General features: G+C 41.4%; 20 protein-coding genes. 12 read left to right on the forward strand and 8 right to left on the reverse strand.

Annotated elements, in window-relative coordinates; genetic code table 11:
- Positions 1-57 precede the first annotated feature (57 nt).
- Together P1X15_RS11620 and P1X15_RS11625 are read left to right on the forward strand one after the other, a co-directional pair.
- Positions 58-966, forward strand: a complete 909-nt coding sequence (locus P1X15_RS11620; RefSeq protein WP_277338291.1) for an SMP-30/gluconolactonase/LRE family protein — start codon at positions 58-60, stop codon at positions 964-966.
- Positions 967-1,068: 102 nt separating this feature from the next.
- A complete protein-coding gene (locus P1X15_RS11625; RefSeq protein ID WP_277338292.1) occupies positions 1,069-1,815 on the forward strand; it encodes a M23 family metallopeptidase in 747 nt (248 codons plus the stop codon).
- A 100-nt stretch (positions 1,816-1,915) separates the two neighbouring features.
- Here P1X15_RS11625 and P1X15_RS11630 read toward each other — a convergent pair whose 3' ends face one another.
- Both P1X15_RS11630 and P1X15_RS11635 read right to left on the reverse strand, forming a co-directional pair.
- Positions 1,916-3,391, reverse strand: a complete 1,476-nt coding sequence (locus P1X15_RS11630; protein WP_277338293.1) for a redoxin domain-containing protein — start codon at positions 3,389-3,391, stop codon at positions 1,916-1,918.
- A 170-nt stretch (positions 3,392-3,561) separates the two neighbouring features.
- Positions 3,562-6,282 (reverse strand): PQQ-dependent sugar dehydrogenase, encoded by a 2,721-nt coding sequence (locus P1X15_RS11635; RefSeq protein ID WP_277338294.1) that lies wholly within the window; start codon positions 6,280-6,282, stop codon positions 3,562-3,564.
- A 556-nt stretch (positions 6,283-6,838) separates the two neighbouring features.
- Between P1X15_RS11635 and P1X15_RS11640 the strand changes: the two genes are divergently transcribed.
- The 6 genes from P1X15_RS11640 (at position 6,839) to P1X15_RS11665 (ending at position 13,646) form a co-directional block, all read left to right on the forward strand.
- Positions 6,839-7,546: a GNAT family N-acetyltransferase gene (locus P1X15_RS11640; RefSeq protein ID WP_277338295.1), complete on the forward strand. Its 708-nt coding sequence runs from the start codon at positions 6,839-6,841 to the stop codon at positions 7,544-7,546.
- A gap of 153 nt (positions 7,547-7,699) precedes the next feature.
- Positions 7,700-9,493 (forward strand): ABC transporter ATP-binding protein, encoded by a 1,794-nt coding sequence (locus P1X15_RS11645; RefSeq protein ID WP_277338296.1) that lies wholly within the window; start codon positions 7,700-7,702, stop codon positions 9,491-9,493.
- A gap of 268 nt (positions 9,494-9,761) precedes the next feature.
- The gene (gene argG / locus P1X15_RS11650; protein ID WP_277338297.1) at positions 9,762-10,961 is read left to right on the forward strand and encodes an argininosuccinate synthase; all 1,200 of its coding nucleotides are present in this window, start codon (positions 9,762-9,764) and stop codon (positions 10,959-10,961) included.
- A gap of 59 nt (positions 10,962-11,020) precedes the next feature.
- Positions 11,021-12,040 (forward strand): alpha/beta fold hydrolase, encoded by a 1,020-nt coding sequence (locus P1X15_RS11655; RefSeq protein WP_277338298.1) that lies wholly within the window; start codon positions 11,021-11,023, stop codon positions 12,038-12,040.
- Positions 11,976-12,680 carry an NAD-dependent deacylase gene (locus tag P1X15_RS11660; RefSeq protein ID WP_273213240.1) on the forward strand — a complete coding sequence of 235 codons (705 nt, stop codon included), beginning with the start codon at positions 11,976-11,978 and terminating at the stop codon, positions 12,678-12,680. The genes P1X15_RS11655 and P1X15_RS11660 overlap by 65 nt, the downstream gene beginning before the upstream one ends.
- Positions 12,681-12,767: 87 nt before the next feature.
- The gene (locus tag P1X15_RS11665) at positions 12,768-13,646 is read left to right on the forward strand and encodes a bifunctional 5,10-methylenetetrahydrofolate dehydrogenase/5,10-methenyltetrahydrofolate cyclohydrolase (protein ID WP_277338299.1); all 879 of its coding nucleotides are present in this window, start codon (positions 12,768-12,770) and stop codon (positions 13,644-13,646) included.
- 81 nt (positions 13,647-13,727) lie between these two features.
- Here P1X15_RS11665 and P1X15_RS11670 read toward each other — a convergent pair whose 3' ends face one another.
- Complete coding sequence (locus P1X15_RS11670; protein WP_277338300.1) at positions 13,728-14,480, reverse strand: acyl-CoA desaturase; 753 nt, start codon at positions 14,478-14,480, stop codon at positions 13,728-13,730.
- A 106-nt stretch (positions 14,481-14,586) separates the two neighbouring features.
- On the opposite strand from P1X15_RS11670, the gene P1X15_RS11675 reads away from it, so the two are divergent.
- Positions 14,587-14,877 (forward strand): hypothetical protein, encoded by a 291-nt coding sequence (locus tag P1X15_RS11675; RefSeq protein ID WP_277338301.1) that lies wholly within the window; start codon positions 14,587-14,589, stop codon positions 14,875-14,877.
- Between the two features lie 297 nt (positions 14,878-15,174).
- Complete coding sequence (locus P1X15_RS11680; protein WP_277338302.1) at positions 15,175-15,615, forward strand: VOC family protein; 441 nt, start codon at positions 15,175-15,177, stop codon at positions 15,613-15,615.
- Between the two features lie 8 nt (positions 15,616-15,623).
- On the opposite strand, the gene P1X15_RS11685 is transcribed toward P1X15_RS11680, so the two are convergent.
- Positions 15,624-16,508 (reverse strand): PE-PGRS family protein, encoded by an 885-nt coding sequence (locus P1X15_RS11685; protein WP_277338303.1) that lies wholly within the window; start codon positions 16,506-16,508, stop codon positions 15,624-15,626.
- Positions 16,509-16,576: 68 nt separating this feature from the next.
- Complete coding sequence (locus tag P1X15_RS11690; protein WP_277338304.1) at positions 16,577-17,977, reverse strand: OmpA family protein; 1,401 nt, start codon at positions 17,975-17,977, stop codon at positions 16,577-16,579.
- 183 nt (positions 17,978-18,160) lie between these two features.
- Here P1X15_RS11690 and P1X15_RS11695 point away from each other — a divergent pair, with 183 nt between their 5' ends.
- Positions 18,161-18,808, forward strand: a complete 648-nt coding sequence (locus tag P1X15_RS11695) for a class I SAM-dependent methyltransferase (RefSeq protein ID WP_277338305.1) — start codon at positions 18,161-18,163, stop codon at positions 18,806-18,808.
- 10 nt (positions 18,809-18,818) lie between these two features.
- Here P1X15_RS11695 and menD read toward each other — a convergent pair whose 3' ends face one another.
- Together menD and P1X15_RS11705 are read right to left on the reverse strand one after the other, a co-directional pair.
- Positions 18,819-20,534 carry a 2-succinyl-5-enolpyruvyl-6-hydroxy-3-cyclohexene-1-carboxylic-acid synthase gene (menD, locus tag P1X15_RS11700; protein WP_277338306.1) on the reverse strand — a complete coding sequence of 572 codons (1,716 nt, stop codon included), beginning with the start codon at positions 20,532-20,534 and terminating at the stop codon, positions 18,819-18,821.
- 12 nt (positions 20,535-20,546) lie between these two features.
- On the reverse strand, positions 20,547-21,008 hold the full coding sequence (locus P1X15_RS11705) for an Lrp/AsnC family transcriptional regulator (protein WP_028664612.1): 462 nt from the start codon (positions 21,006-21,008) through the stop codon (positions 20,547-20,549).
- A gap of 217 nt (positions 21,009-21,225) precedes the next feature.
- Here P1X15_RS11705 and ald point away from each other — a divergent pair, with 217 nt between their 5' ends.
- Positions 21,226-22,356, forward strand: coding sequence for an alanine dehydrogenase (gene ald / locus P1X15_RS11710; RefSeq protein ID WP_277338307.1), 1,131 nt, complete (start codon positions 21,226-21,228; stop codon positions 22,354-22,356).
- 670 nt (positions 22,357-23,026) lie between these two features.
- Here the strand turns inward: ald and P1X15_RS11715 are convergent.
- A complete protein-coding gene (locus P1X15_RS11715) occupies positions 23,027-24,748 on the reverse strand; it encodes an AMP-binding protein (protein ID WP_277338308.1) in 1,722 nt (573 codons plus the stop codon).
- Between the last annotated feature and the right edge of the window lie 70 nt (positions 24,749-24,818).

Below are 24,818 nucleotides of genomic sequence, written 5' to 3' on the forward strand. Positions count from 1 at the left end.
GCCGTTTACCTTCATTCATTTATCAAAAAAGTACCCAAACAGCTTGATTCATTGGTTATGATAACATCTTCTCTATTTCTTCGTCGTTGTGCGTGTGTTGCAATTGCGCTTGCTCCTTTTGTGGTTTCTGCCCAGACCTCAGATTATACCCGCGAACACGAATTTACCAAAAATTGCGAAGGTCCATCCGTGGCGGCCGACGGAACCGTCTATGCCGTTAATTATATTATGGATGGTACAATTGCGGAGATTCCTAAACGTAATAAAGCCAATATTTTTCTGACACTTCCCAAAGGAAGCACAGGCAATGGAATAAGATTTGGAAGTAAAGAGGTGTTTTACGTGGCTGATTTTACCGGTCATAATGTACTGAAAGTCAACCTGACTACTAAACAAGTTACGACTCATTGCAACGAGCCTCAGATGAATCAACCCAATGATTTGGCGATTATGAAATCAGGACAAATTTTTTGTTCAGATCCCAATTGGAAAGAAGGCAAAGGGCAAGTGTGGTATGTATCGCCCGAGGGCAAAGCCAAGATTGTAGCCGCAGATATGGGAACTACCAATGGCATCGAAGTAAGCCCTGATGAAAAGATTCTTTATGTCAACGAAAGCGTGCAGCGTAATGTTTGGGCTTTTGATATAGCTCCCGACGGAACACTTTCTAACAAAAGACTCCACCATCAATTTTCGGATGGAGGCATGGACGGGATGCGTTGCGATGTGAAAGGCAACTTGTATATTACACGCTGGGGCAAAGGGGAGGTGGCAGTCATATCGCCCGAAGGAAAACTCATCAAGACCATTACTACCAAAGGGAAAAATGTTTCTAATATCTGCTTCGGTGGAAAAAAAGGACGTACCTGCTATATTACGCTCCAAGATCGTGGATGCTTAGAATCATTTACCGCTGATTTTGCAGGGCGTGAATGGGCTTTGATGCAAGGATTTGGTAAAAAATAGATTTTGCAATAAATTTGTGCTTTGATTATGGAAAAATGATATAAATTATATCGCTTGAGTGTTTTATTGCCAATTTATTAAAAAGGGATAAGTTTGTACTAAATGCAAAAATTCAACATCATTATTATTCTAATTTTAGGTCTGCTTGCTGCTCGCTCAGATGCTCCTCGGGAGCAACTAGTGACTTTAGGACAGGCATTTCAAAATCTTAATACTCAGATTCGGGAGCAAACGCTCTCCCCCGACTCGGCGCAAATGCGTTTTCAAGCCATATTGAAGGAGTTGCGGGAGGTATCAGAGCCTTACCGACAGCAAATTTGCCAAGGAGATTCTATCGGTTTTGTGTTTCCATTGAGAGATTACGACGCCGACCAGATAGGCGGCAGCGGTTCGGGATTTCGCCCTTTTGGCTTTAACCTTTTTGATCATTCGGTACAAGGAAGCCACCCTGCACACGATATTTTTATCTATGATCGAAATCAAGATTCTATCGATGACCAAACCGACAAGCCGGTGGATGTATTGGCAATGCGGCCAGGAGTAGTTGTCGCTACCGAAGCCAACTGGACCCCTGAAAGCAGTTATCGAGGAGGCAATTTTGTGTGGATTTACGACCCTTGCTTGGATGGATTGTTTTATTATGCTCATCATAGCCAAGTGATGGTACAAACTGGCGACCAGGTAGTAGCTGGTCAGAAAATAGCTGAAGTAGGACGGACGGGTTTCAATGCTGCCAAAGCTCGTTCGGGTACACATTTACATTTGATGTATCTTCAATTGACCCCCGAGGCGGTGCCAGTGCCTATCAATACCTACGACTGGCTAGCGGCTGCAACAATCTTGAGGTAAAGTTCTAAAATATTAACAAAATAGAGAGAGCCCTCGAAAATTTTCGAGGGCTCTCTCTATTTTGTGTTTTGACAATACCCGTCAAAAAAGGGATAACGGTCTATTTACGTCCCAAAAGTGCTTTGATTTCTTTTTGTAACATTGGGTTATCAGGAAATTCTTGGGGAATCCAGCGTTCTACGATTTTCCCTTGGGCATCAACCAACACAAACGGATAACGCATACTAGTGGCGTAGGTATCTTTGAGTTTTTGAGCATCTTCTTCAGAAGCCCACAGATGTACTACACCGGGGCGTTTTTCGGTGGTAGACTGCCACAATTCAAAAGAAGTACTGGGAGTAACATTCAGATAAACGAAAGTAAGGCGGTCGTTATAAAACGTTTCCAGTGGCTTAAAAATAAATTCGTGCTGTTTTAGATTAAAACAAAATGCGATACATACAGGCTTACCTTGAAAGCTATTTAAAGAGACTGTATTGCCTTCACGGTCTTTTAGGGTAAAATTGGGAGCTGGCTGCCCTACAGCCATACGTTCTTTGGTTTCGATAGTACGCTTAAAATAAGGAATAAGCTCAGAGTTGGGATAAGTGCTTTGATAGCGTTCGAGCAAGTCGCGGGCAGCACTCATATCACTTCTGAAAGTAGTAGCATAATCGAGCCAATGGGTCAACAAATATTGACGTTGTTTGGGATATGCGCTCAATTTTTCCTCGCTATTTTGATAGGCTAATCTCACAGCTTCGGGAGTAAGTACATAGGCTTTGGCCGAATCTGTAGGATATTTCTGAATGACTGGAATTTGGATAAAATTCTTGAGTTCGTTGCGATAGGTCTCGCTCATGAGCGCAGCATCCGACAATATCTTAAAGTTTTGTAATGTAAAATCTTGTATGGTTTTACGCTCATCTGGTTTGAGCTGTACCCCTTGGCTTTCGCGGATTTTTTTGTCCGAAACAATCAGTCTCAGCAGATAAGCTTCTGTGAGTGTCATGGCTTTGATATAACTCTCAAACTCTGGGCTTGGGTTGTTGAGAGCTTGTAGTCGTTGTTGACGTACCGCCTGTAGACTATCTACTTTGGGTAAAATGTTACTATTGTCTATCTTGGTTGGGTTGTAACCAAAAACAGGCAAGTATTCGTACATTTTACCTTTAAAACAGTCTCTTAGGAGTTCTTGGTAAGAGGCATGGGAGCCGCTAAAAGTGAGGCTTTTGTCGGGAGCTACGGTGATCGTCAAACTATCATTGGGACTAATAAAAAGGAGACGGCTTGCATTTGAAGAAGGATTTTGACCTATCACAATTTTTTTACTAATAAGGTCTAATCTAACCACTTGCGGCTCTTTAAGCTCAAACTCTGTCATAGCCCATTGCTTGGTGCTATCATCAAAATATCCAATATTTAAGAATTCCATATCAGTCAGCCCAATCGAGGGAGCTTCGTGATAGCGGACTTGCTCAGTGGTAAGCGAAACAGTAAAATCGCGCTTTTGGGGAAGTTTCAGGGTAATGTGGGCTTTTTGAGCCCCTGCTACTAAACTGGATAGCGCCAGAAAAAAAAGTATATACGTTTTCATAAAAAAGTTTTTTGCTAAAACGAACAACTACTCAAAAACTTGCCTTTAGACAAATGATTTTAGTTATCGGTAGTTGTCTATGAAGACAAGTTTTTGGTTTAAATAATATACGTTTTATCCAACAAAAAAGCCGTTCCAAGAACGGCTTTTTTGTTGGATAGGTTTATTTTTTATTTGCCTGTATTGGCTAATCCGTTGATATTGAACTGTATCCATTCTAGCCCAAACAATCCCTTGTTTTCGGGAACAGCTTGTGAGGTCGTAAAAACAAGATAAAGGTTATGAAGTTTATCATCAGGTTTACGAATCGAAGTGCTTACGACGCCAACCTTATCGTTAGGGACTTCTACTTGTCCAATCAACGCTCCTGTGGGAGTGTCGAGTCTAACTTCGATTTTGCCGCCTACAGTGCGGTCGGGAGCCGCATATACCATAAAAGACAGATTTTGAATGTCAGTAAGGTCTACATTTTTGTAAAGTGCATAGCTGCCATTTTTGACAGGAGCTAACACTTCTGATTTTGAAGGTAATTCTACATTGGTAGCATCTTTCACTTCATCATTCCACACCGCTTTTACTTTGGCGGGGCGTAGTGCCACGGTACTTGTTGAGGTTTGTGGGCCTACTACAGCGTTGCCTTTATCGGTGTAGCTAGCGCGGAAGATATAAGAACCTTCTTTCGGTTTAGAGGCGGTTACGTATTCACCTTTGGTAGGTTTTTTATCGGGAGCTTTTTCATTGCCCAACGACATGATATACTTCACAATCTCCTTAGCATCGTCTTTTTTGATTTGAGGGTGAGCGCTCATTGCTTGCTCTCCCCACACACCTCCACCACCATTGATGATTTTGTCGGCCAACGTGCTAACAATATCACGCGCACCTTTGTATTTCTTAGCTACATCGCGGTACGAGGGGCCGATTGATTTTTTGTCGATAGAGTGACAAGCCATACAGTCAGAGAGTTCCATGAGACGCTTTCCGGTAGCAACACCTAAGTTGGCTTGGTGGCCTTGGGCCAAAATCGTTTTATCAAAACCTTCTAAATAATCAATCGTAACTGTCACGTCTTCGGCATTGATTTTTTTGTTGGCCAGGCTTCCGTCTTCTTTGTCTACTACTTTTACTTCATAGTTGACAGGTTTATTTTCCCAATAAAAAGATTTATTACCCGCCACGGCAAGTTCAACTTGCGGAGGTTCGTTGCCTACTTTTACTTCTACTTGGCTCGAAGAAGCATTGCCTTTAGCATCAGTTACTTTAAGAGTAGCCGTATATATTCCTGGTTTGGTGTAAGTAAAAGTAGGATTAGGAAGAGTACTTTTAGGAAGTCCTTTTCCAAAGTTCCATTCATACTTAAGAGCATCTCCGTCATAGTCGATTGTGCCTTTAGATGAAAAGACCGCTTTCATAGGCGCTGCACCCGCTTTTTTGTTGATAGAGGCTACAGCGACAGGCTTACGGTTGCCAGCATTATAAGTAATGCGAGACAAGCGAGAATCGTCGTTTTGAGCAAACCATGTATTGCCATATTCGAGTACATACAAAGAGCCGTCTACCGCAAATTGCATATCGATAGGATGGCTAAATTTAGTGTTGGGCATAAAAGTTTCCATACTTACAAAATCGCCCTCTTTGGTCATCGTAACGGGGTGAATCCAGTCCCGAATCCATTCATAAGCAAAAAACTTACCGTCATAATGGCGAGGGAATTTGACGTCGTTTTCTGGATAGTCATCATAATAGTAAACGGGCCCAGCCATTGCATTGCGGCCACCTTTGCCTACGATAGGCCCAAATTCGGGCGAGTCGGCATACGGATAGTAAATAAAAGCTTTTTGAGCAGGGGGCAATTCTACTAGACCAGTGTTGTGAGGAGAGTCGTTGATAGGCTTCAGGGGGTCAAATCGCTCACCTGATACCTTCGTTCCCATATCATAACGATTGTAGGCTTGATTGTCAGCTACAAACAAAGGATACCCAAAATACCCTGCCTTGCGTGCTTGATTGACTTCATCGTAGCCACGTGGGCCGCGTGTGGGGCTATCATTTCCGGCATCGGGTCCTACTTCTCCCCAATACAAAAAGCCTGTATGTTGGTCTACCGAGATGCGATAGGGATTGCGATTTCCCATAACGTAGATTTCGGGACGTGCTTTTTCGGTACCTGGAGCAAACAAATTGCCAGAAGGAATGTCATAGCCTCCTTCTGGGCGAGGTTTGATGCGAAGGATTTTACCCCGCAAATCATTGGTATTAGACGAAGTAGAGCGGCCATCCCAGTTGGCTCGGCCTGGACGCCCGTCTAGTGCGCCATAACCGTCGTTGCCAAAAGGATTGATATCATCGCCCGTAGAGAGATAAAGATTGCCTTGTTTGTCCCAAGCAATGGAGCCTCCCGTATGGCAGCAGTCAGTACGTTTTACGGGCACTCTTAGTAGTACTTGTTCCGTACTTGGCAATAGAGTATCGCGCTCGGTATCGTATTTCATTCGTACGAGTCGTTGGGAAGTATCAGCTTCGCTCGATACAGGCGAATAATACAGATACACCCATTTATTGTTTTTGAAATCAGGGTCAACATTAATACCCATCAACCCATACTCTTGCTTGATATATACAGGTAGATTGGCCACGACTTTGTAAGTATTGGGCTTTTTGGGATTAAAGAGTTTTACTTTGCCCTTTCTTTCGGTAAACAGTACTCGGTGATCCTCTAGCACTACTAGTTCGGTAGGCTCGTCGAGTTTTTCCAACAAAAGATTTTTAGTAAAACGATTTTCTTCAGGAGCGGTGTTAGATTGGGCAGACACTTGCGTACTTAGTAGTAGGCCTATCAATAGACAACCACCCCCTAAGCTTACTGAATGCTTCCAAAAGGTTTTTTCCATGAGGTTATGAATTAGTTTTATTCTGTAGTAATTATTATAAAGGCAAATTGTTTGCGAAACTAATGTGAAAATACAAAAGTAGCAGAACATATAACGTAAAAAACATCCAATTGTACTATTGAAATGAGAACAAAAAGGCAGGATTGTTGTTATAGTAGTCAAGTTGTGTTTTGTACCAATTTTTGGGTTCAATTTTAACTTTAATTTTACGCTAGTGATGAATCATAAAACAAAGTGTAAAGTATTGATTGCCAATGGATAGCAAGGTGATAGAACGAATCGAAAAAATATTTTGTTTATTTCTTGTGAATGAATCACAATTTAACCGATATTTGTCACGTTTTTTTCAAAAATCTAATACAAAAGTGGCACACACTCTTTCACATACTCGCTGCGCGCACATTACGCCATTTTTTTGTAGGTCCGAAAGGACACAATAATACTTGTTTGCCTACGTAGCAAACACATCTCGCCAACTTATCTCAAAAACTTACATTTTATCAACCCCAAAGCGGATTTGTTGTCTCCGCAGAGGATTCAATTCCCACAAACGACAATGTCAAACATCGAAATCGTAGCTAACGAATACATCGTAGAAACAGCCGAAGACAAACATTTCCACCTTGCTGAGACTATCTGTCAAGAGATGGAAGAAAGTGCTAAACAGCGTGGTACTGGCATCGCCAAACGTTCGCCTATTTATATCCGAGAAAAAATGTCTGAAGGAAAGGCTATCATAGCCACTACACTCCTTGGAGAATGGGTAGGTTTTTGTTATATCGAAACTTGGGAACATGGTAAATTTGTGGCCAATTCGGGCCTTATCGTACATCCTGACCACCGTAAAAGTGGTATTGCAAAGGCTATTAAAAGAAAAGCATTTGAGCTTTCGCGGACTAAGTATCCTAATGCCAAAATCATTGGAATCACTACGAGCCTTGCCGTGATGAAAATCAATTCTGATTTGGGCTATGAGCCGGTTACATTTAGTGAATTGCCTGCCGATGATGCATTCTGGAAAGGGTGCTCTAGTTGTGTCAATTATGATGTGCTTACTCGTACCAATCGCAAAAACTGCCTTTGTACAGGGATGATGTACGACCCTGAGCAAGTACAGAAGCAAGGCAAAAAAGCCCCTTGGGACTTTTTGAAGGAATCAAAGCTTTATGAGCGTTGGATGCGTATCAAGCAGCGGATTTTGCTGCGTCGTGAAACCCGTGAGGCCAAAGCTCGTAAGCGCCAAGAACTCGAATTGACGCACTAAAAAGTTGCTACTGTTAGTATATAAAGCCCTAACTGCGGAATAAAAACGTAGTTGGGGCTTATTTTTTTGGATATAACCTAGAAGTTTTCGTAGTTTCGATAGATAATTCGCAAGTCTGTGTTCGCCATTTCTCAAGTAAAATAGAAAAGATTTTTGGAACTTCGGCAAATCATCAATCGTCTGCTCCCTTTTCTGAGCCCAGACCGGTGGCTCATTATGGGGACATTGGCGCTTACCTTGATTGGAGCCCTGACGGCCCAGGTCAACCCCCTTGTGTTACGGCATACTGTTGATGAAATTGATTTGTTGCTTCGTGAAGGTAAAAGTTTGGAAGAAGGATTACCTCTTTTAGGATGGATTACGGTGATTCTGTTTGGAAAAGAACTTCTGAATATTTTTATCCAATTTGGGCAAAAATTTTACGGCGAAAAACTTCGCATCAATGTTTCTTTCAATCTTGCCCAAAGTGCCGTAGAGCGAATTTTGACTTATAAAATGAGCTTTTATACGAGTCAGCTCAATCAATCCGGACGCTTGCAAACTCGCATTGACCGAGGAGTGGAGAGTCTGACCAAGCTCGTCCAAAATTTTTTCATCGATGTATTGCCTTTGTTTGCCAACGCCGTTGTGGCTTTGGTAGTGATGTTTTCGGCCAATGTTTCTGTAGGATTGGTGGCGATTTGTGTGTTGCCCGCTTACTTCTATGTAAGTTTCAAACAAGCCCAAAAACTTCAGGGAGTGAGGCGTAAATTACGCGGACAGCGTGAAGATAAAAACAATGGTTTGATTAATTTGATTGACTCTATCTCTGTCATAAAGTCGTTTGTGAGAGAGAAATATGAAGGGAGAAAACAGCTGCAGCTTCAACAAAAATTGATGGATTTACAGTTGCAAACGCGCCGTACAAGTTTCATTTTTGAAGGCTTAAAGACATTTATCGAGCAAATTGGTGTCGTACTTATTATCATTTTGACAGCTTATTTGGTTCTTGACCGTCAAATTTCGATTGGAGCTATTATGTTTCATATCATGCTGTTTGGGAATGTTTCGGCACCTATTCGGCAACTTCATCGGATTTATGATGAAATGAACGATGCCCTCATCTATGCCGAGGGCTACTTTAGTATCTTAGACGCCAAAGGAGAAATAGAGTCGCTTGGGCATACTATTTCTGAGCCTTTAAAGGGGGATTATTTGTTGGAGAATGTCAATTTTTATTATCCAACGGGGGTTCACGCTCTTAAAAATGTTAATATTCACATTCCCCATGGGAAAACAACCGCTTTAGTGGGACTTTCGGGCGCGGGCAAATCGACGGTGATTAATCTCCTCACTAAGTTTTATGTGCCTGAAAGTGGTCAAATCTCTTTGGATGGTATTGCCCTCAACGATTATGATACTCATGCTTTGCGTGATGATATAGGCTTGGTACTTCAGAAGAATCACATTTTTAAAGGAAGTATTGAAGAAAATATTAGATACGGTAAACCTTCAGCTACGCTAGAGGAAGTACAAGAAGCGGCTAAAAAAGCTTTTTTGCATGAACAAATTCTAGATTTGCCCGACCAATACAAATCAGACGCTTCTCAGCTTTCGGGCGGTCAGCAGCAGCGGATTGCGATTGCAAGATTGTTTTTGAAAGATCCTCCTATTATTTTCCTAGATGAACCCACCGCGAGCCTTGATGCTATCGTGACAGAGCAAATCCGTAATAGCATCGAAGCCATCAAGCAAGGGCGCACGGTGGTGATTATTTCGCATAGTATTGCTCAGATTATGGATGCTGATGTTATTTATGTGATGCAGAGAGGCGAAGTAGTCGAAAAAGGCAAGCATGAGCAATTGTATGAACAGGAGGGCGTTTATCGCCATATTTTTGATGCATCTACTCGTAGTCTTAACTTAGATAAAATTGCAAAGACGCTGGATAACAACGCCGAAACTTAAAAATAGGGGCTGAGAATAAAAAGGAAAGGAGGATGCTGATTTTTTATAAACCGTGCGTTTATTCTCCTAACTTTGCACTGAAAAATAAAGAAAAACCTACCTTATTTGACTGAGTAAAAAGCTGCTTGAATACAAAAATCATAACTTATTTAATACTGAATAGTTAAGCATGAGCAGCGCATTGTTAAAGGTTTTTTGTGTGTAACTAATTGATTTTGAATTGATAATAATTAACAATTAACTTGTGCTTTAGCACTTAAAGAAGTCCATGTCTGAAAGTAAAAAAGTCGTTTTAGCGTTTAGTGGAGGTTTAGATACCTCTTTTTGCGTCAAATATTTGTCAGAAGACAAAGGCTATGAAGTACACTCGGTATTGGTAGATACAGGTGGCTTCTCAGCCGAAGAGCTAAAGGCTATTGAGGCAAGAGCCTATTCGTTGGGCGTGAAAAATCACGCTACTATTTCCAAAACAGAAGATTATTATCAGCAATGTATCAAATACTTGGTATTTGGGAATATTCTTAAAAACAACACCTACCCCCTGTCGGTAAGTGCCGAGCGTATATTTCAAGCAATAGCGGCGGCAGAGTATGCCAAGGAGATTGGCGCACAGGCCATTGCGCATGGTAGTACAGGGGCTGGCAACGACCAAGTACGTTTTGATATGGCTTTTAGGATTATCATGCCTGAAGCCGAAATCATCACTCCTATTCGTGATTTGAGACTTTCGCGCGAGGCCGAAATCGAGTATCTAAAATCAAAAGGTGTAGACCAAGAGTGGCACAAAGCAGCGTATTCTATCAATAAAGGTTTATGGGGGACATCGGTAGGTGGAAAAGAAACTCTCACCTCCGACAAATATTTACCCGAAAGTGCTTTCCCTACCCAAGTAAGCAAAACCGAACAAGAACGCATCAGTCTCACTTTTGAAAAAGGGGAATTGGTAGGTATCAATGAGGTGAGTTATAGCCCCGTAGAGGCTATCCAAAAGCTTTCAGAAATTGCCGCTCCTTTCGGTATTGGACGAGATATTCACGTAGGTGATACAATTATTGGGATCAAAGGACGCGTAGGATTTGAGGCAGCTGCGCCTTTAGTAATTATTAAAGCTCATCATACTTTAGAAAAACATGTATTGAGCGAGCAACAATTGTATTGGAAAGAACAACTAGCCAACTGGTATGGTAGCTTATTGCACAAAGGGCAATTTATGGAACCTGTCATGCGTAATATTGAAACATTCTTGGCCGATACCCAAAATCACGTGACGGGCAAAGTGCACCTCACTTTGGCACCTTACCGTTTTTATGTAGAAGGTATCGAATCAAGTTTTGATTTGATGTCGCCAGTATTTGGAAGTTATGGTGAAATGAACAACGCTTGGACCGGGGATGATGTACGCGGCTTTGCCAAAGTGGCTTCCAACCAAGTGATGATTTATCAAAAGATTAGTGAATTGAATCAATGAGTAATAGATTAAGATTGTGGGACGTCGTGCCCACAGTCTTAATGGATAATCTGGGCTGAATGAGAAAAAAACTACCCCTCTTTATTATTTTTTTATTGGTTACTTTTCTGAGTCGAGCTCAAAACGAAGGTTGGGCTATCTGCAATAGTGGTGCCAATTTATACTTCAAAATTGTGGGTAGTGGCAATCCCGTACTGGTAGTGAGTGATGCTGGGAATTCGTCAGCATACCTTCAAGAACTTATAAAAAAGCTTTCCACGACCAATCGGGTCGTTTATTATGACCCCCGGGCTACTGGCAAAAGTCGTTTTCCGGTTATTAATGATACTACCGTTAATTTCAATATGGCCGTGGCAGATATTGAGGCTTTAAGGGCGGTGTTGCGGATTCCTAGGTGGTCGGTATTAGCTCATGGATTTGGGGCTAAAATCGCCTGTGCCTATGCTTCCCAAGCGGGCGAACATCTAGGTCAGCTGGTTTTGGTGAACCCTACGGCTATGATGAACACTTCTTTGCCTCCTTCCACTTCTTATTTTGATACTTTTGAGGAATACGGTTTTTCAGGAATGCTGACTCAAGAAAACATCAGCAAGCGTTTTCAACATCTACAATCACAACTACAAACAATGGCCAACGACTCAGTGGCGCGGGCACGGGCTATTATGACTTTTCAGGCAGCTACCTACGTACACGATACCTTGCATGAACCTGTTGCCGCAGAATTTTTGTATGAAAAAGTACGAAATGTGGCAATTAAAAGCCGAGTAAGTAATAAATTTGTTCCAGAGCCTTTCGACTGCGTGAGCGTATTGCGCCAGCGAAATATTCCTGTGATGGTGATTTTGTCGCGACAACGTGTGAATGCCAGCGGACTCGCAACGGAGTGGAAAAAAGCGCTCCCCAATGTCTCAATCGTAATGATAGACCGGGCGCATCATTTTCCGTGGTTAGACAATCCTGCTTTGTTTTATGAACAAGTAAATTCCTTTTTAAAACGATTTGTTCCTGTAACGTATGCCAGTCAAAAAAAAGTTAGTAGTCCTGTCAGGCGCGGGTATCAGCGCCGAAAGCGGAATTAAAACATTTCGAGATTCCGATGGTTTGTGGGAAGGATATAGCATTGAAGATGTAGCAACTCCTGAAGGATGGCAGCGCAATCCAAAGCTGGTATTGGACTTTTACAACGAGCGTCGTAAACAGGGATTAGCGGCCGAACCCAACTTAGCTCACTTGATTCTGGCGGAGCTAGAACAATATTTTGACGTACATATCATTACCCAAAACGTTGATAATCTCCACGAAAAAGCGGGGTCTACCAACGTTTTACATTTACACGGCGAACTCTTCAAGGCTCGTAGTACCAAAAACCCGAAGCTTGTCTATGACATAGACGGCTGGGAGTTGAATTTGGGCGATAAGTGCGAATTGGGCAGTCAACTTCGCCCTCACATTGTATGGTTTCATGAAGAAGTACCCATGATGGAACCTGCCCTTAAAATCACCGAAAATGCTGATATTTTTATTGTAGTGGGTACGTCATTAGTAGTATATCCAGCGGCGGGTCTTGTATATTATGTACAGCCTCGGGTGCCTATCTTTGTAGTAGATCCCAAAACCCCCGAAATGTCGGGCAGTACTAAGTATGTAACTTTTATTCCCGAAACAGCTACCGTAGGAATGGCAATGCTGAAAGAGAAGCTACTGAGAGAGTATGCTTAAATTGGGGTGTGCGTAGATTTCAATCGGTATTTGGCAAGAAGGCTGTACATTTGTCTATTCATTATTTCATAATTCGTAAAAACATCAATGCAACTTTTAGACGGTAAAGCACTTTCGGCTCAAGTCAAAGCCGAGATTAAAATAGAAGTAGACAAAATCAAAGCCCATGGCGGTAAAACGCCGCATTTGGCGGCTATCCTAGTCGGCAACAATGGCGCGAGCGAAACCTATGTAGCTTCCAAAATCAAAAGCTGCGAAGAGATAGGTTTTAAGTCAACATTAATCAGCTTGCCTGACACTACCTCCGAAGAAGAGCTACTATCGCATATCCAAGATCTGAATTATGATGAGGATGTAGATGGGTTTATTGTACAATTACCCTTACCTACTCACATCTCCGAAAACCGAATCATGGAAGCGGTCGCTCCCGAAAAAGATGTGGATGGTTTTCACCCTATCAACGTTGGGAGAATGTGCAAAGGGCTCCCTGCTTATATTTCTGCTACTCCTTTTGGGATTTTGGAAATGCTCGAACGTTACAAAATTCAGACTGCCGGTAAACACTGCGTAGTAGTAGGACGTAGCCAAATTGTGGGTTTGCCGATGAGCATTTTGATGCAACGCAACGCTTATCCGGGCAATTGCACCGTTACGATTTGTCATAGTCGTACGCCCAATCTGAAAGAAGTATGTCAAAGTGCAGATATATTGGTCGCAGCTCTTGGAAGACCTGAATTCATTACGGCTGATTACATCAAAGAAGGAGCCGTCGTTATCGACGTGGGCATTACACGAGTAGCCGATGCTTCCAAAAAAAGTGGCTTTGCCATTAAAGGAGACGTGAAATTTGATGAAGTAGCACCTAAGTCAAGTTTTATTACGCCTGTGCCAGGTGGAGTAGGATTGATGACTATCTGTGGATTGCTTACCAATACCCTCTTGGCTTCTAAAAAGGCTATTTTCTAAAAATAAAAAGACTTTTTTTTAAAATAAACCTTCCAAGACTTTTAACTCTTGGAAGGTTTGATAAATGTCCTTATTGACTTCTCAACTCGGCATGTAGTTTAGGTCATTGTTTCGCTTCAATTTAATGATTCCAACCGCATTGAGCATTAAAATAAACGGAAATGTGGGATCAAACTCGTGCCATTTTACCCCAAAATTAGCTCTTCCACCCAGTTTGTGGTGATTGTTGTGGTAAGATTCTCCCATCATCAAAAAGTCAAAAGGAAGTAAATTTTTGGCGGTATCATTGACTTTAAAATTGGTATAACCATAACGGTGCGCATACCAGTTAATAATCACCCCGTGTACAGGCCCCATCAAGTAGTGAATCGGGAGCAGCAAAAACATCCACCAAGCAGTGGCAAATTGAATATAAAACAGCGTATAAAGCACCCCCCAGCCAATTCTGATAGCCCAAGAGTCTCCGAGGCGTTCCATAAATTCCCAATGAGGTACATCTTTCTTAAATTTGTCAGGAATATTGTCGTGGCGATGTAAGATATTGTTATAGTAGTTTTTGGTTTTCCACATCATATCTACGACACTGTCCGAAAAACTCGGTGAATGTGGGTCTTGCTCGGTGTCGGCATAGGCATGATGTAAACGGTGCATAACCCCATAAGCATAGGGACTTAAAAACGACGACCCCTGGAAAACGAAAGTAAGGGTGTAAAAAAACTTCTCCCAAAAAGGGCTCATTGTAAACATTTTGTGGGCAGCGTAACGGTGCAAAAAGAATGTCTGCATCAGTAACGATAAATACCAGTGGGCTACAAAAAATACAAGAATATACATAGACAATCAATTAGTTTGATAAAAGAGTATAACAAAAGTACTAATGTGCTTTTAGGAAAAAGATGAGGAAAATCATCTTTGGAAGGATTTGATATAGAAAACAAAAATGACGTTTCAAGAATTTAAAAACTCGCTTTCAGAAGAGCGCCCCGCCGCCGATTTTTCGGTTTTGTTAAAAGCACTCTGGTATGATGCTAAAGGTGATTGGGAGGCTGCTCACAACATAGCGCAGTCGCGAGAAGGCACGCGCGATTATGACCGTTTACACGCCTACCTCCATCGCAAAGAAGGTGATCAATGGAATGCGGGCTATTGGTATCGGCGTGCTCGCGCCGAGATGCCTTCCTATAGTTTAGAAAAAGAATGGGAAGAACTTGTAAAACAATGGCTGGTATAATACTGACTTTCCAAGTTTTGGGTGAGTAGGTTTGTAAACTTGGAAAGTCTCTACCTGCAAAACTGACTTTCCAAGTTTTGGGTGAGTAGGTTTGTAAACTTGGAAAGTCTCTACCTGCAAAACTGACTTTCCAAGTCTTAGGTAATTAGGTTTACAAACTTGGAAAGTCTCTACCTACAAAACTGACTTTCCAAGTTTTGGGTGAGTAAGTTTACAAACTTGGAAAGTCTATCATATGCCATTTCTTAAATTGAGATTTTTTGGGGTTTAGGTTATCAATTTTTTAAATTCTTTTTTGTGAAAAAAATACTCATTCTCCTATTCGTAAGTATGTGCTTTTGGTGGAAATGCACCATTGCCCAAGATAAAATAGGGATCCTCAAGCACAATCATATTGCCTTGCAGGTGGCTGATATTCAGGCAAGCGCGAAGTTTTATGGAGAAGTGCTACAGCTTGAGCGTATTGAGGTTCCTGACAATCTGAAAGCCATCAGGGCATGGTTCAAAATCGGTAATGACCAGCAAATTCATTTGTTGGCTGGGCGTACGCAGCCAGTTGTCAATGATAGAAATGGCAGTCATTACGCAATTTTTGTGGCTTCGATTGCGGAGGCCGAATCTTATCTCAAGAAGCGGCAGCTCCCCTTTCATAAGCAAGTAAGATTTGACGGCGTGACGCAGATTTACTTGCCCGATCCTGATGGCTACTTAATAGAACTGAATGAATGGAAACCTTAACGTGAAGGTTATTTTCGGGCATAGAAATATAGATTGACTGAAGGCAGTGTACGTCTTTCGCTCAAAGTAAAATAGCCTTTGCCGTCTTTGTCAAAACATACTGCCTCGCCTTGAGGCTCTAAAATATAAGGCAAGTTTTTGAGAGGAGCTTTGGCAAGAACATCACTGATTTTTTCATCGGCGTTACGTTTCCAGTAATAAATAGCTGTATAACCTCGTACAATGATTTCGCGCCCATTGGTAGAGATGCTTCCTCCAGTGAGGTCATTTCCGACGGTCATGGTGGCTACTTTTTCAGCTGTTATCACATTGGTGGTGGATTGAGGATAAGCAAGACGATAAACGTGCGCACTGCCTAGCCATTTGGTGATTACGTACAAATCCTTGGTGAGTGGGTCAAGGAGTATAGTTTCGGCATCGTGAGTACCGTCAGGATAGCGAAAAGCGATGGGTTCGTAATTGTTGATGATAGCTGTAGGGCTAGCAGGTTCAGGAAAACGATAAATCCGCTTGATGTCTGTACAGCTGCAATTATCACCTATATCTGCTACGTACAAAAATGTTTCGTTTGGAATAGGGCCGGGACCTATTGCTATATCTTCCCAATCATAATTGCTGAAGGGAGTAGGAATTTTGCCCACAATCATCCCTTGACGATTGAGTAAAAAGAGCTCACTATCAGAACCGGCATCTTCATGCGACCACAAAAGGCCAGGTTGTTTGTGGCTATCGGCGAGCCCCGACGCCTCACCAAGGTCGTCGGCTGGCTGGACTACGTGGGAAGTAGGGGTATCCGAAAAATTGGTAGATTCTAAATCTATAGGTGGTTCTTCTTTTTTACAACCCCAAAGGCATAGAATATAAAAAGCCAAAGCAAAATACTTTAATTTCATTTGTTAAAATTTTACAGGTAAATTGTCTATCCTAGATGGTGGATATATTTTAAAACAACTTGATTGTTTTAAAGTTTGGTGATGATCATTTCCACACGTCGGTTCAACTGACGTGTTTCTTCTCGGTTATTGCTGGCTATTGGGCGGGTAGGGCCGAAGCCTCGACTAGTGATGCGATTGGCAGCAATACCTTTTGATACTAAAAAAAGTTTGACAGTTTCTACACGTTGTTTTGAAAGAGCGACATTGAGATCAAAATCCCCCTGATTGTCTGTATGGCCATGTAGCTCGATTTCGGCATTGGGATTATCGCGCATAAATACCCAGAGTTGATTGAGTTCTTCATCAGATTCAGGAAGCAGCTCGGCTTTTCCTTGAACAAAACGTATATTTTGGAGTGTCGTTGGTTCTTTTAAACTAACGGGTTTTAGGTTGAAAATATTGGTATAGTTTGATTTTTCGGCTATTTGAGCTGCATTGTAAGTCAGGCTCAAGGGCAAAAATCCTTGGGCTTCAATTGTTAAATTGAGGTTTTGATAAAGCGGAATCACAATGTTAAACTTGCCGTCTAGCGCATCAAAACGTGCCATTTCGACTTTATTTTTGTCATACAAAATGATAACGGCATTGGGAATAACTTGCTTATTTTTTTCATTTTGTATTTTGCCATCCAGTTTCACGGTTGCATTAGCTGATTTGGCGGGTAGTGAAGCGAGTGAATCTAATGAGGTTTTCGTAGGGGAGGAGAGGGTGGGAGAATCGACTTTTAGTTCAGCTTTTTTTAATACCGTTTTGTTTAAGGTTACAAAACTTTGTTTGATTTCGTTAGCAGGTATTACAAAGTCAGAGATTTTGATAAGCGCAACTGCCCCCTCACTTGCTTCTTCTTTTACCATCAAGTCATCAAAAAAGAAATTCAATACTTGATCTTCGTCAATGACGGCATCATTGTTTTTGTCTGTAAACTCAATCTTTGATTCGCCGTCTATGTACATTTTAAATTGTTTGGTCTGACCATTGCGCGAAATCACGTAGTGGGTGTATTCATTACGTCTAACGGGCGCTCTGTCGCTTGTTACAAAATTGTAGAAGTTGAGCTTGCCATCATAAATGTAGCAACCATTGTCGGTTTTTCGGTTTTTGAAGTCAAGTACTCGTTTCCAACTATCTAATGCCGAAAATTTAAAATACATCTCAATCGTGTAAGAATCTCCCAAAAAACCATTTGCGGCTCGATTGTCGAATTGTAGACCGCAGTTTTTTTCGAAAAAATATACTTGTCGCTTGGCGTTTTTGAGTTCAGGTAGTATATCTTCCTTAAATTCTCCCTTTTCACCCAATACTTTTAGGGCAGGAAATAATCCAGTATCTTCCTCTAGGTTTTTGTTGAAACTATACACTCCTTGACGTTGAGCTTCAGCACTATAGGTTGTCCAAAGCAAAACCAAGCAGCTTGCTAGTAAACGCATAGAAGTGAAGAGTGAGAGAAATTTCAAAACGAATATGTTATGATGAAGCCTCAAATTTAGTAAGATTAGTATGAAAAGTGATACATCGAAAAGTAGTTGGAAGTGACTAGCTTTGTAGAGGATGAAAATTCCTAATGTGGTGTCAATCTTCAATATCCCAATATTTAAAAGCTGCAACCCCTTATGCCGTCGCCTTTTATTCCTGCACTAAAGTACCATTTCTTAACGCCCATTTACGATTGGTTTATTGCGTTGACCTTACCAGAAATTGCGGTAAAAAAGCAATTGATTCGGCAAGCCAATATCAAAAAAGCAGAAAAGGTCCTAGATTATGGGTGTGGCACGGGTACGTTGTTGCTGCTGTTGGAAGAGCTACATCCTGATTGTGAAGCTATTGGTATTGAGGTAGATACACAAATGCTGAAAATGGCGCAGCGCAAAGTGGCGGAAAAAAACTCGTCGGTTCAATTGCAATATTATGAAGGAGATAGACTACCGTATGAAACAGGGACTTTCGACAAAGTGATTTCGTCGTGGGTATTTCAACACCTGACAACTTCCCAAAAAATAACTTCTTTTCGGGAAATACACCGCGTGCTTAAGCCCGAGGGAGAGTTTCACATGGCCGATTGGGGTAAAGCGCAAAATGCCCTGATGAGAAGTCTTTTTTTTGTCGTACAGATGATTGATAATTTTTATACTACCGACGACAACATTCAAGGCCGTCTTCCTTCGTTGATGCAAGAAGCAGGCTTTTCGAAAGTCGAAATTCTGGAAAACCAATCTACTTTATTTGGAACCTTATCTTACTTTAAGGCTCTTAAATCCTAAATCTCTAGCATTAATCTGTTTTACGAAAATCCTCAAAAACTTCAGCATTGATAAGTGGGTCAGTAAATATTTCTAGAAGTTTTGGCCGCTTGTTGTCAATAATGAATTGTTCCCAAATTTTGCCAAAGTTATCGCCTTCTTGAAGTGAAAAGTAATCTAATTGGGCATCTATCGCTGTATGCTGTGCCGTAGTGTGATGGCGGGTCTCAAAATACTGTTCTAACTCAGGCTGTGCAGTCGGACCGTCGATGAGCCTAAAGATATTCCCACCATTGTTGTTGAAAAGCACTACACGCAAATTAGCAGGTATATGGGGATGCCATAGGGCGTTGCGGTCATAGAAAAAAGCGACGTCGCCTGTCAACACAAAAACCAATTGCTCAGTCATAAGGGTGGCTCCCAAAGCCGTGCTGGTACAGCCGTCGATGCCACTTGTACCCCGATTTGCAAAAACTTGGATATTGTGCGTTGTACCTATCAAGTTGGCGTATCTGACGGGCATACTATTGGCAAGATGCAAGATGGTGTTGTTCGGGAGTTTTTCGAGGATTTGTTCTACCAACGAAAATTCATTCCACCTTTTTTGAGCCTGTAAAAAACGGCTTAAAAGTCGCTTTGCTTGCAACTCAGCTTGCATCCACGTTTGGCGGTATTCGTCACGTTCGTCATCTTCGGTATGTTGTACAAACTGCTGATAATCTAAATCTTCTAGGAGTTTTTGGAAAAAATAAGTAGGCGAAACAGGAATCTGAGTAGTAAGCGTTTGAAAAGTATCAATCAACAATTCACTTTGTTTGATGTGCCAATGTTGAAGAGGCGGGTTGGTTCGCAAAAACAACTTGAAGTTTTTTGAAATAAACGAGTCGCCTACTGTAATCAGCAAATCGGGGCGAAGAGCAGCTAGTCTACTTTCGTCTTTACTTCTTAAAAACACATCGTGGTGACGCACAAAACTATCCTGAGGAGGAATATTAGAAATAATATCCCCTAAAACAGGCACTCCCAGCTCTTCGCCAAACTCTTTTAAAGTGTTCCATAAAGCGGGATTAGGGGGAAGTTGTCCCACAGCAATAAGCACCCTGGAAGCACTTTCAAATTCATTTTGGAGATGATGCCAAGTCTCGGTCGAAAGAGAAGGTTGAGTCTCTACTCTGTTTACGATTTTTACGTGTCGGTCGTAGGTTATTTTTTCGGTAGCTTTCGGATAAAATGGCTCGCGGATAGGTACATTGACATGCACGGGCCCTTTGGGAAATGTTTGTGAAAGATTGATAGCCTCGTTGAGTACTCGTTGGATATACCATGAGCTATCGGGGTGGCTGTAATCTGAGGGTAAATCAAAAGACTTTTTGACATGCTTACCGTAGAGTTCTCGCTGATAAATCGTTTGTCCGTCTTGTTGATGAATCCATTCGGGAGGACGGTCGGCGGTGAGTACCAAAAGCGGTATCTCTTGAAAAAAAGCTTCTACTATGGCCGGTGCGAGGTTGTAAGCGGCACTGCCTGAAGTACATATCAACGCTACTGTCTGCTGGCTCAACTGAGCCATCCCAAGCCCCACAAAGCCCGCGACTCTTTCGTCGGGAATCACTTTGGTTTCAATAGCGGGATGCCTAGCAAAAGCTAAGGTGAGGGCGGCACTCCGCGAGCCAGGTGAAATGACTACATTTTGGACGCCCTTTTGGGCACATATTTCGGCAATGTTGTAAATCGACGGAAGGAGCATGAAAATAAAACTTTAAATCGGCAGGGCAGTGGTACTCTTTACCTCCGACATCACAAAGAAACTGCTTATGTGCGAAATCGCTTTAAGGCTTGCTAACTTTTCCTGATAAAAAGCATGATAGCTTTCGACGTCGTTGGCGACGATTTTGATGAGATAGTCAAACGTCCCTGATACCACACAGCATTCTACTACCTCAGGCATTTGGAGCATTACTTCGTTGAACTCTTGAAAATTTTCCTGTTGTTGTTTGTCCAGGGTTACATTACAATACACAGTAAGGCCTTTTCCGAGGCGTTTTTTATTGAGAATAGTCACATATTTTTCGATGATACCTTCTCGTTCAAGCTTTTTGATACGGTCATGAACCGGGGTAATCGAGAGGTTGATTTCGGCGGCTATTTCTTTGATGGTCAGCTGAGCGTTTTTTTGTAACAACTGTAAAATACGTAGATCTGTTTCATCGATTTGGTTCATATTGTCAAAGCAATTATTGGTAGCCGAATTTTTTTCGTTAATAGACCTTTAAATGACCTCAATATAGTAATTAATTGTTTGAAACGAAGATTTACAAAAATATTTTCTTATTTATAAATTTATATCAGAAAATATTTTTGTATACTATAATTTTGTATCGCTCTTTGATGATTACCAGAGGCTCTAAATCTGTCACTTTTAACAATATTACACGACCATGATTATCGGCGTACCTAAAGAAATCAAAAACAACGAAAATCGCGTAGCGCTAACACCTGCAGGTGTAGCCGAATTTCGTAAAAATGGCCACACTGTGTATATACAATCCACAGCGGGTTTAGGGAGTGGATTTGAAGATAGTGAATATGAAGCCGCGGGTGCAATCATCCTTTCTTCAATCGAAGAGGTATATGGTATCGCCGAAATGATTGTAAAAGTAAAAGAGCCTATTGCTTCAGAGTATGCGCTTATCAAAGAAAATCAGCTTTTGTTTACTTATTTCCACTTTGCATCTTCGGAAGAGTTGACACATGCCATGATTGAAAGAAAAGCCGTATGCTTGGCTTACGAAACCGTGGAGCGTCCTGATCGTTCGTTGCCTTTGTTGGTGCCGATGTCGGAAGTGGCAGGTCGTATGGCGATTCAAGAAGGAGCCAAGTATCTCGAAAAACCAATGGGTGGAAGAGGTATTTTGTTGGGAGGTGTGGCAGGTGTAAAGCCCGCCAATGTATTGATTTTGGGTGGTGGTATTGTGGGTACGCAAGCCGCAAAAATGGCAACGGGACTAGGAGCTAATGTCACAATCGTTGACATAAGCCTGAATCGTTTGCGGTATTTGGAAGATATTTTACCAGCCAATGCTGACACGGTGATGTCAAACGAATATAACATTCGGGAATTGATTAAAAACTCTGATTTGATAGTAGGAGCTGTGTTGATTCCGGGAGCGAAAGCACCGCATCTCATCACCCGTGATATGCTCAAATTCATGAAAAAAGGAACCGTACTCGTAGATGTAGCGGTAGACCAAGGAGGATGTATCGAAACTTGTAAGCCTACAACCCACGAAAATCCGACTTATGAAATCGACGGTATCGTGCATTATTGTGTGGCTAATATGCCCGGAGCGGTGCCTTATACTTCGACGTTGGCTTTGACCAATGCTACTTTGCCTTATGCAATCCAATTAGCAAATAAAGGCTGGCAAGCAGCGTGCAGTCAAAACGAAGACCTCAAAAAAGGATTGAATGTAGTACAGGGGAAAGTGGTATATAAAGCAGTTGCAGATGCTTTTGGCTTATCATATACTTCGGTTGCCGAAGTATTGGAAGAAGAACTGGTGGGTTAATTTTTATAAATTAAGATTGGTAAATAAATGGCTGAGCCAACTGGCTTGGCCTTTTTTGTATGTCTTTTAAAAGGAGTTGCTTTGACAGACTATTAATTTTGAAAATAAAGAAGGTATTTGTGTGAATCACCAAAATTTATATTTACTTATACTAAACTATCGAGCCAGAAAAAGAATGTATCATATAATAAGGTAAGAGAAGATAAATTCAAAAAAAGCTAAGTTAGAAAAAAGTGTAATATGTAATTGTAAGATAGTCAGTTAGTTGTATTTTGTAAGGAAAAGAATTAATGGTAGAAAACTTTAGTAATTACTTTTGAAAAGAGTAGGGATGATGTAAACCTACTACTAAAAATGGGTAGTTAAATATGGTCAACTTGGGATGTATTTAGTATGCGTGCATAAAATAATCTATTATAGGTGTTTATTCTATTAAAAGATATTGTTTTAAATGTTAATTTTGTAAAAAATTGAGACAAAACATTCTAACCATTTAAATAAAAATAAGTCATGATGTTACTTAGTATAGCTAGTGACGTCATATACAAAGAGTTTTTCATAACGTTGAGTAAAGTTAAAAAGCCGGGTGGAGTTTCTGCCCGGCTTTTTTGTGAATGATTGAACCTTGAAGATGCGTTATGCTGAGAACATACACTGAGACAAGTATTAGTTAGTTACTTTTTGTAGTAGCTTCATCGCGCAAAGCTCTGCGGAGGATTTTGCCTACATTGGTTTTGGGCAGTTCTGTTCTAAATTCGATATGTTTTGGGCATTTGTAAGCCGTTAGGTTTTGGCGGCAAAAAGCCATTATCTGCTCCTTGGTGAGATTTTCATCTTTTTTTACTACAAAAATCTTCACAGCTTCGGTGGTTTTTTCGTCAGGTACTCCTACGCACGCTACTTCAAGTACACCGGGGCATTGAGCTATTACGTCCTCGATTTCGTTGGGGTATACATTGAAACCCGACACCAAAACCATATCTTTTTTACGATCTACAATTTTAAAATAACCTTCTGCATCCATCACACCTACATCGCCCGTTTTGAACCATTGGCGACCATCGACGGGGTCGATAAACATGACCTTTGCTGTTTCGTCAGGGCGTTTATAATAACCCGGCATGACTTGTGGGCCGTAAGCACAGATTTCGCCTGACTCGCCTACCTCGGCCCAAGTATCATCTTCGCGTAAAATCCGTAATTCGGTACTAGGAAAAGGTATACCAATAGTACCGATTTTATTAAACTTAGGATCAAGCGGATTGGCCGAAAGCACAGGAGAAGTCTCCGAAAGTCCGTAGCCTTCGGTGGGAAGATTGCCAGTAAGTTTGTACCAACGTTCGGCTACTACTTTTTGTAATGCCATTCCACCCGCCGACGTAACACGCAGTTTACTAAAGTCTACTTCACCGATACGAGGGTGATTCATAAGACCGTTGAAAAGGGTGTTGAGACCTGTAAAGAGCGTTATTTTATATTTTTTTAGAATATCAATAAACGCATTCATATCACGCGGATTGGTAATAAGAAGATTCATTCCGCCATTTTTGAGCGCCGATAAAGCATTACAAGTCAATGCATATATATGGTACAACGGTAGGGCTGCTACCAAGACATTAGGGTCATTTTCGGGGATTTGCTGGAGCATTGGGCTAAGATAGAAGCAGTTGGCTTCTACATTGGCGATGATGTTGCGATGCGTGAGCATCGCACCTTTAGATACGCCTGTAGTCCCTCCTGTGTACTGAATAAAAGCCAAGTCTAGGTTGTGAATGCTTGGTTTTTGATAATTCATCGATGCTCCTTCTCTGACGGCATCCATGAATGATACAGCTTGAGGCAGATAAAACGGCGGAACCATTTTTTTGATATTTTTGACTACAAAGTTGACAATTTGCTTTTTGGGAAAGCTAAGAGTATCGCCAATTTGAGTTACAAAAACATGCTTGATTTCGGTTTGAGGCAAAACTTTTTCAAGTTTGTCCGCAAAGTTTGCTAAAATTACAATAGCCTTAGCACCAGAATCTTTAAACTGATGCTCCATCTCGCGGGGAGTATAAAGTGGATTGGTATTAACTATCGTGAGTCCGGCTCTCAATGCCCCAAATATTGCAATGGGATACTGTATGACATTGGGCATTTGGATTGCTATGCGGTCGCCTTTACTAAGTCCTATTCCTTGAAGATAAGCAGCAAAATTGCGCGACATTTTATCTAATTCGGCATAAGAAATTTCTTTGCCCATACACGCATAGGAGGGCTTTCTGGCATATTTTTCGAATCCTTCGTCTATCATTTCCAGCAGCGAGGGGTACACATCTGGATTGATTTCGTAGGGCATCCCTGATGGATAGTACTTTAACCAAGGGAATGTATCGCTGGTGACAGTCATAGGGTTTTTGGTTGATGTTTAGAAAAAATTGTACCTTACAAAGATACAAACGAACAAGCATACCCTAAGA

Source organism: Runella sp. MFBS21 (assembly GCF_029433105.1).
GTDB lineage: Bacteria > Bacteroidota > Bacteroidia > Cytophagales > Spirosomataceae > Runella.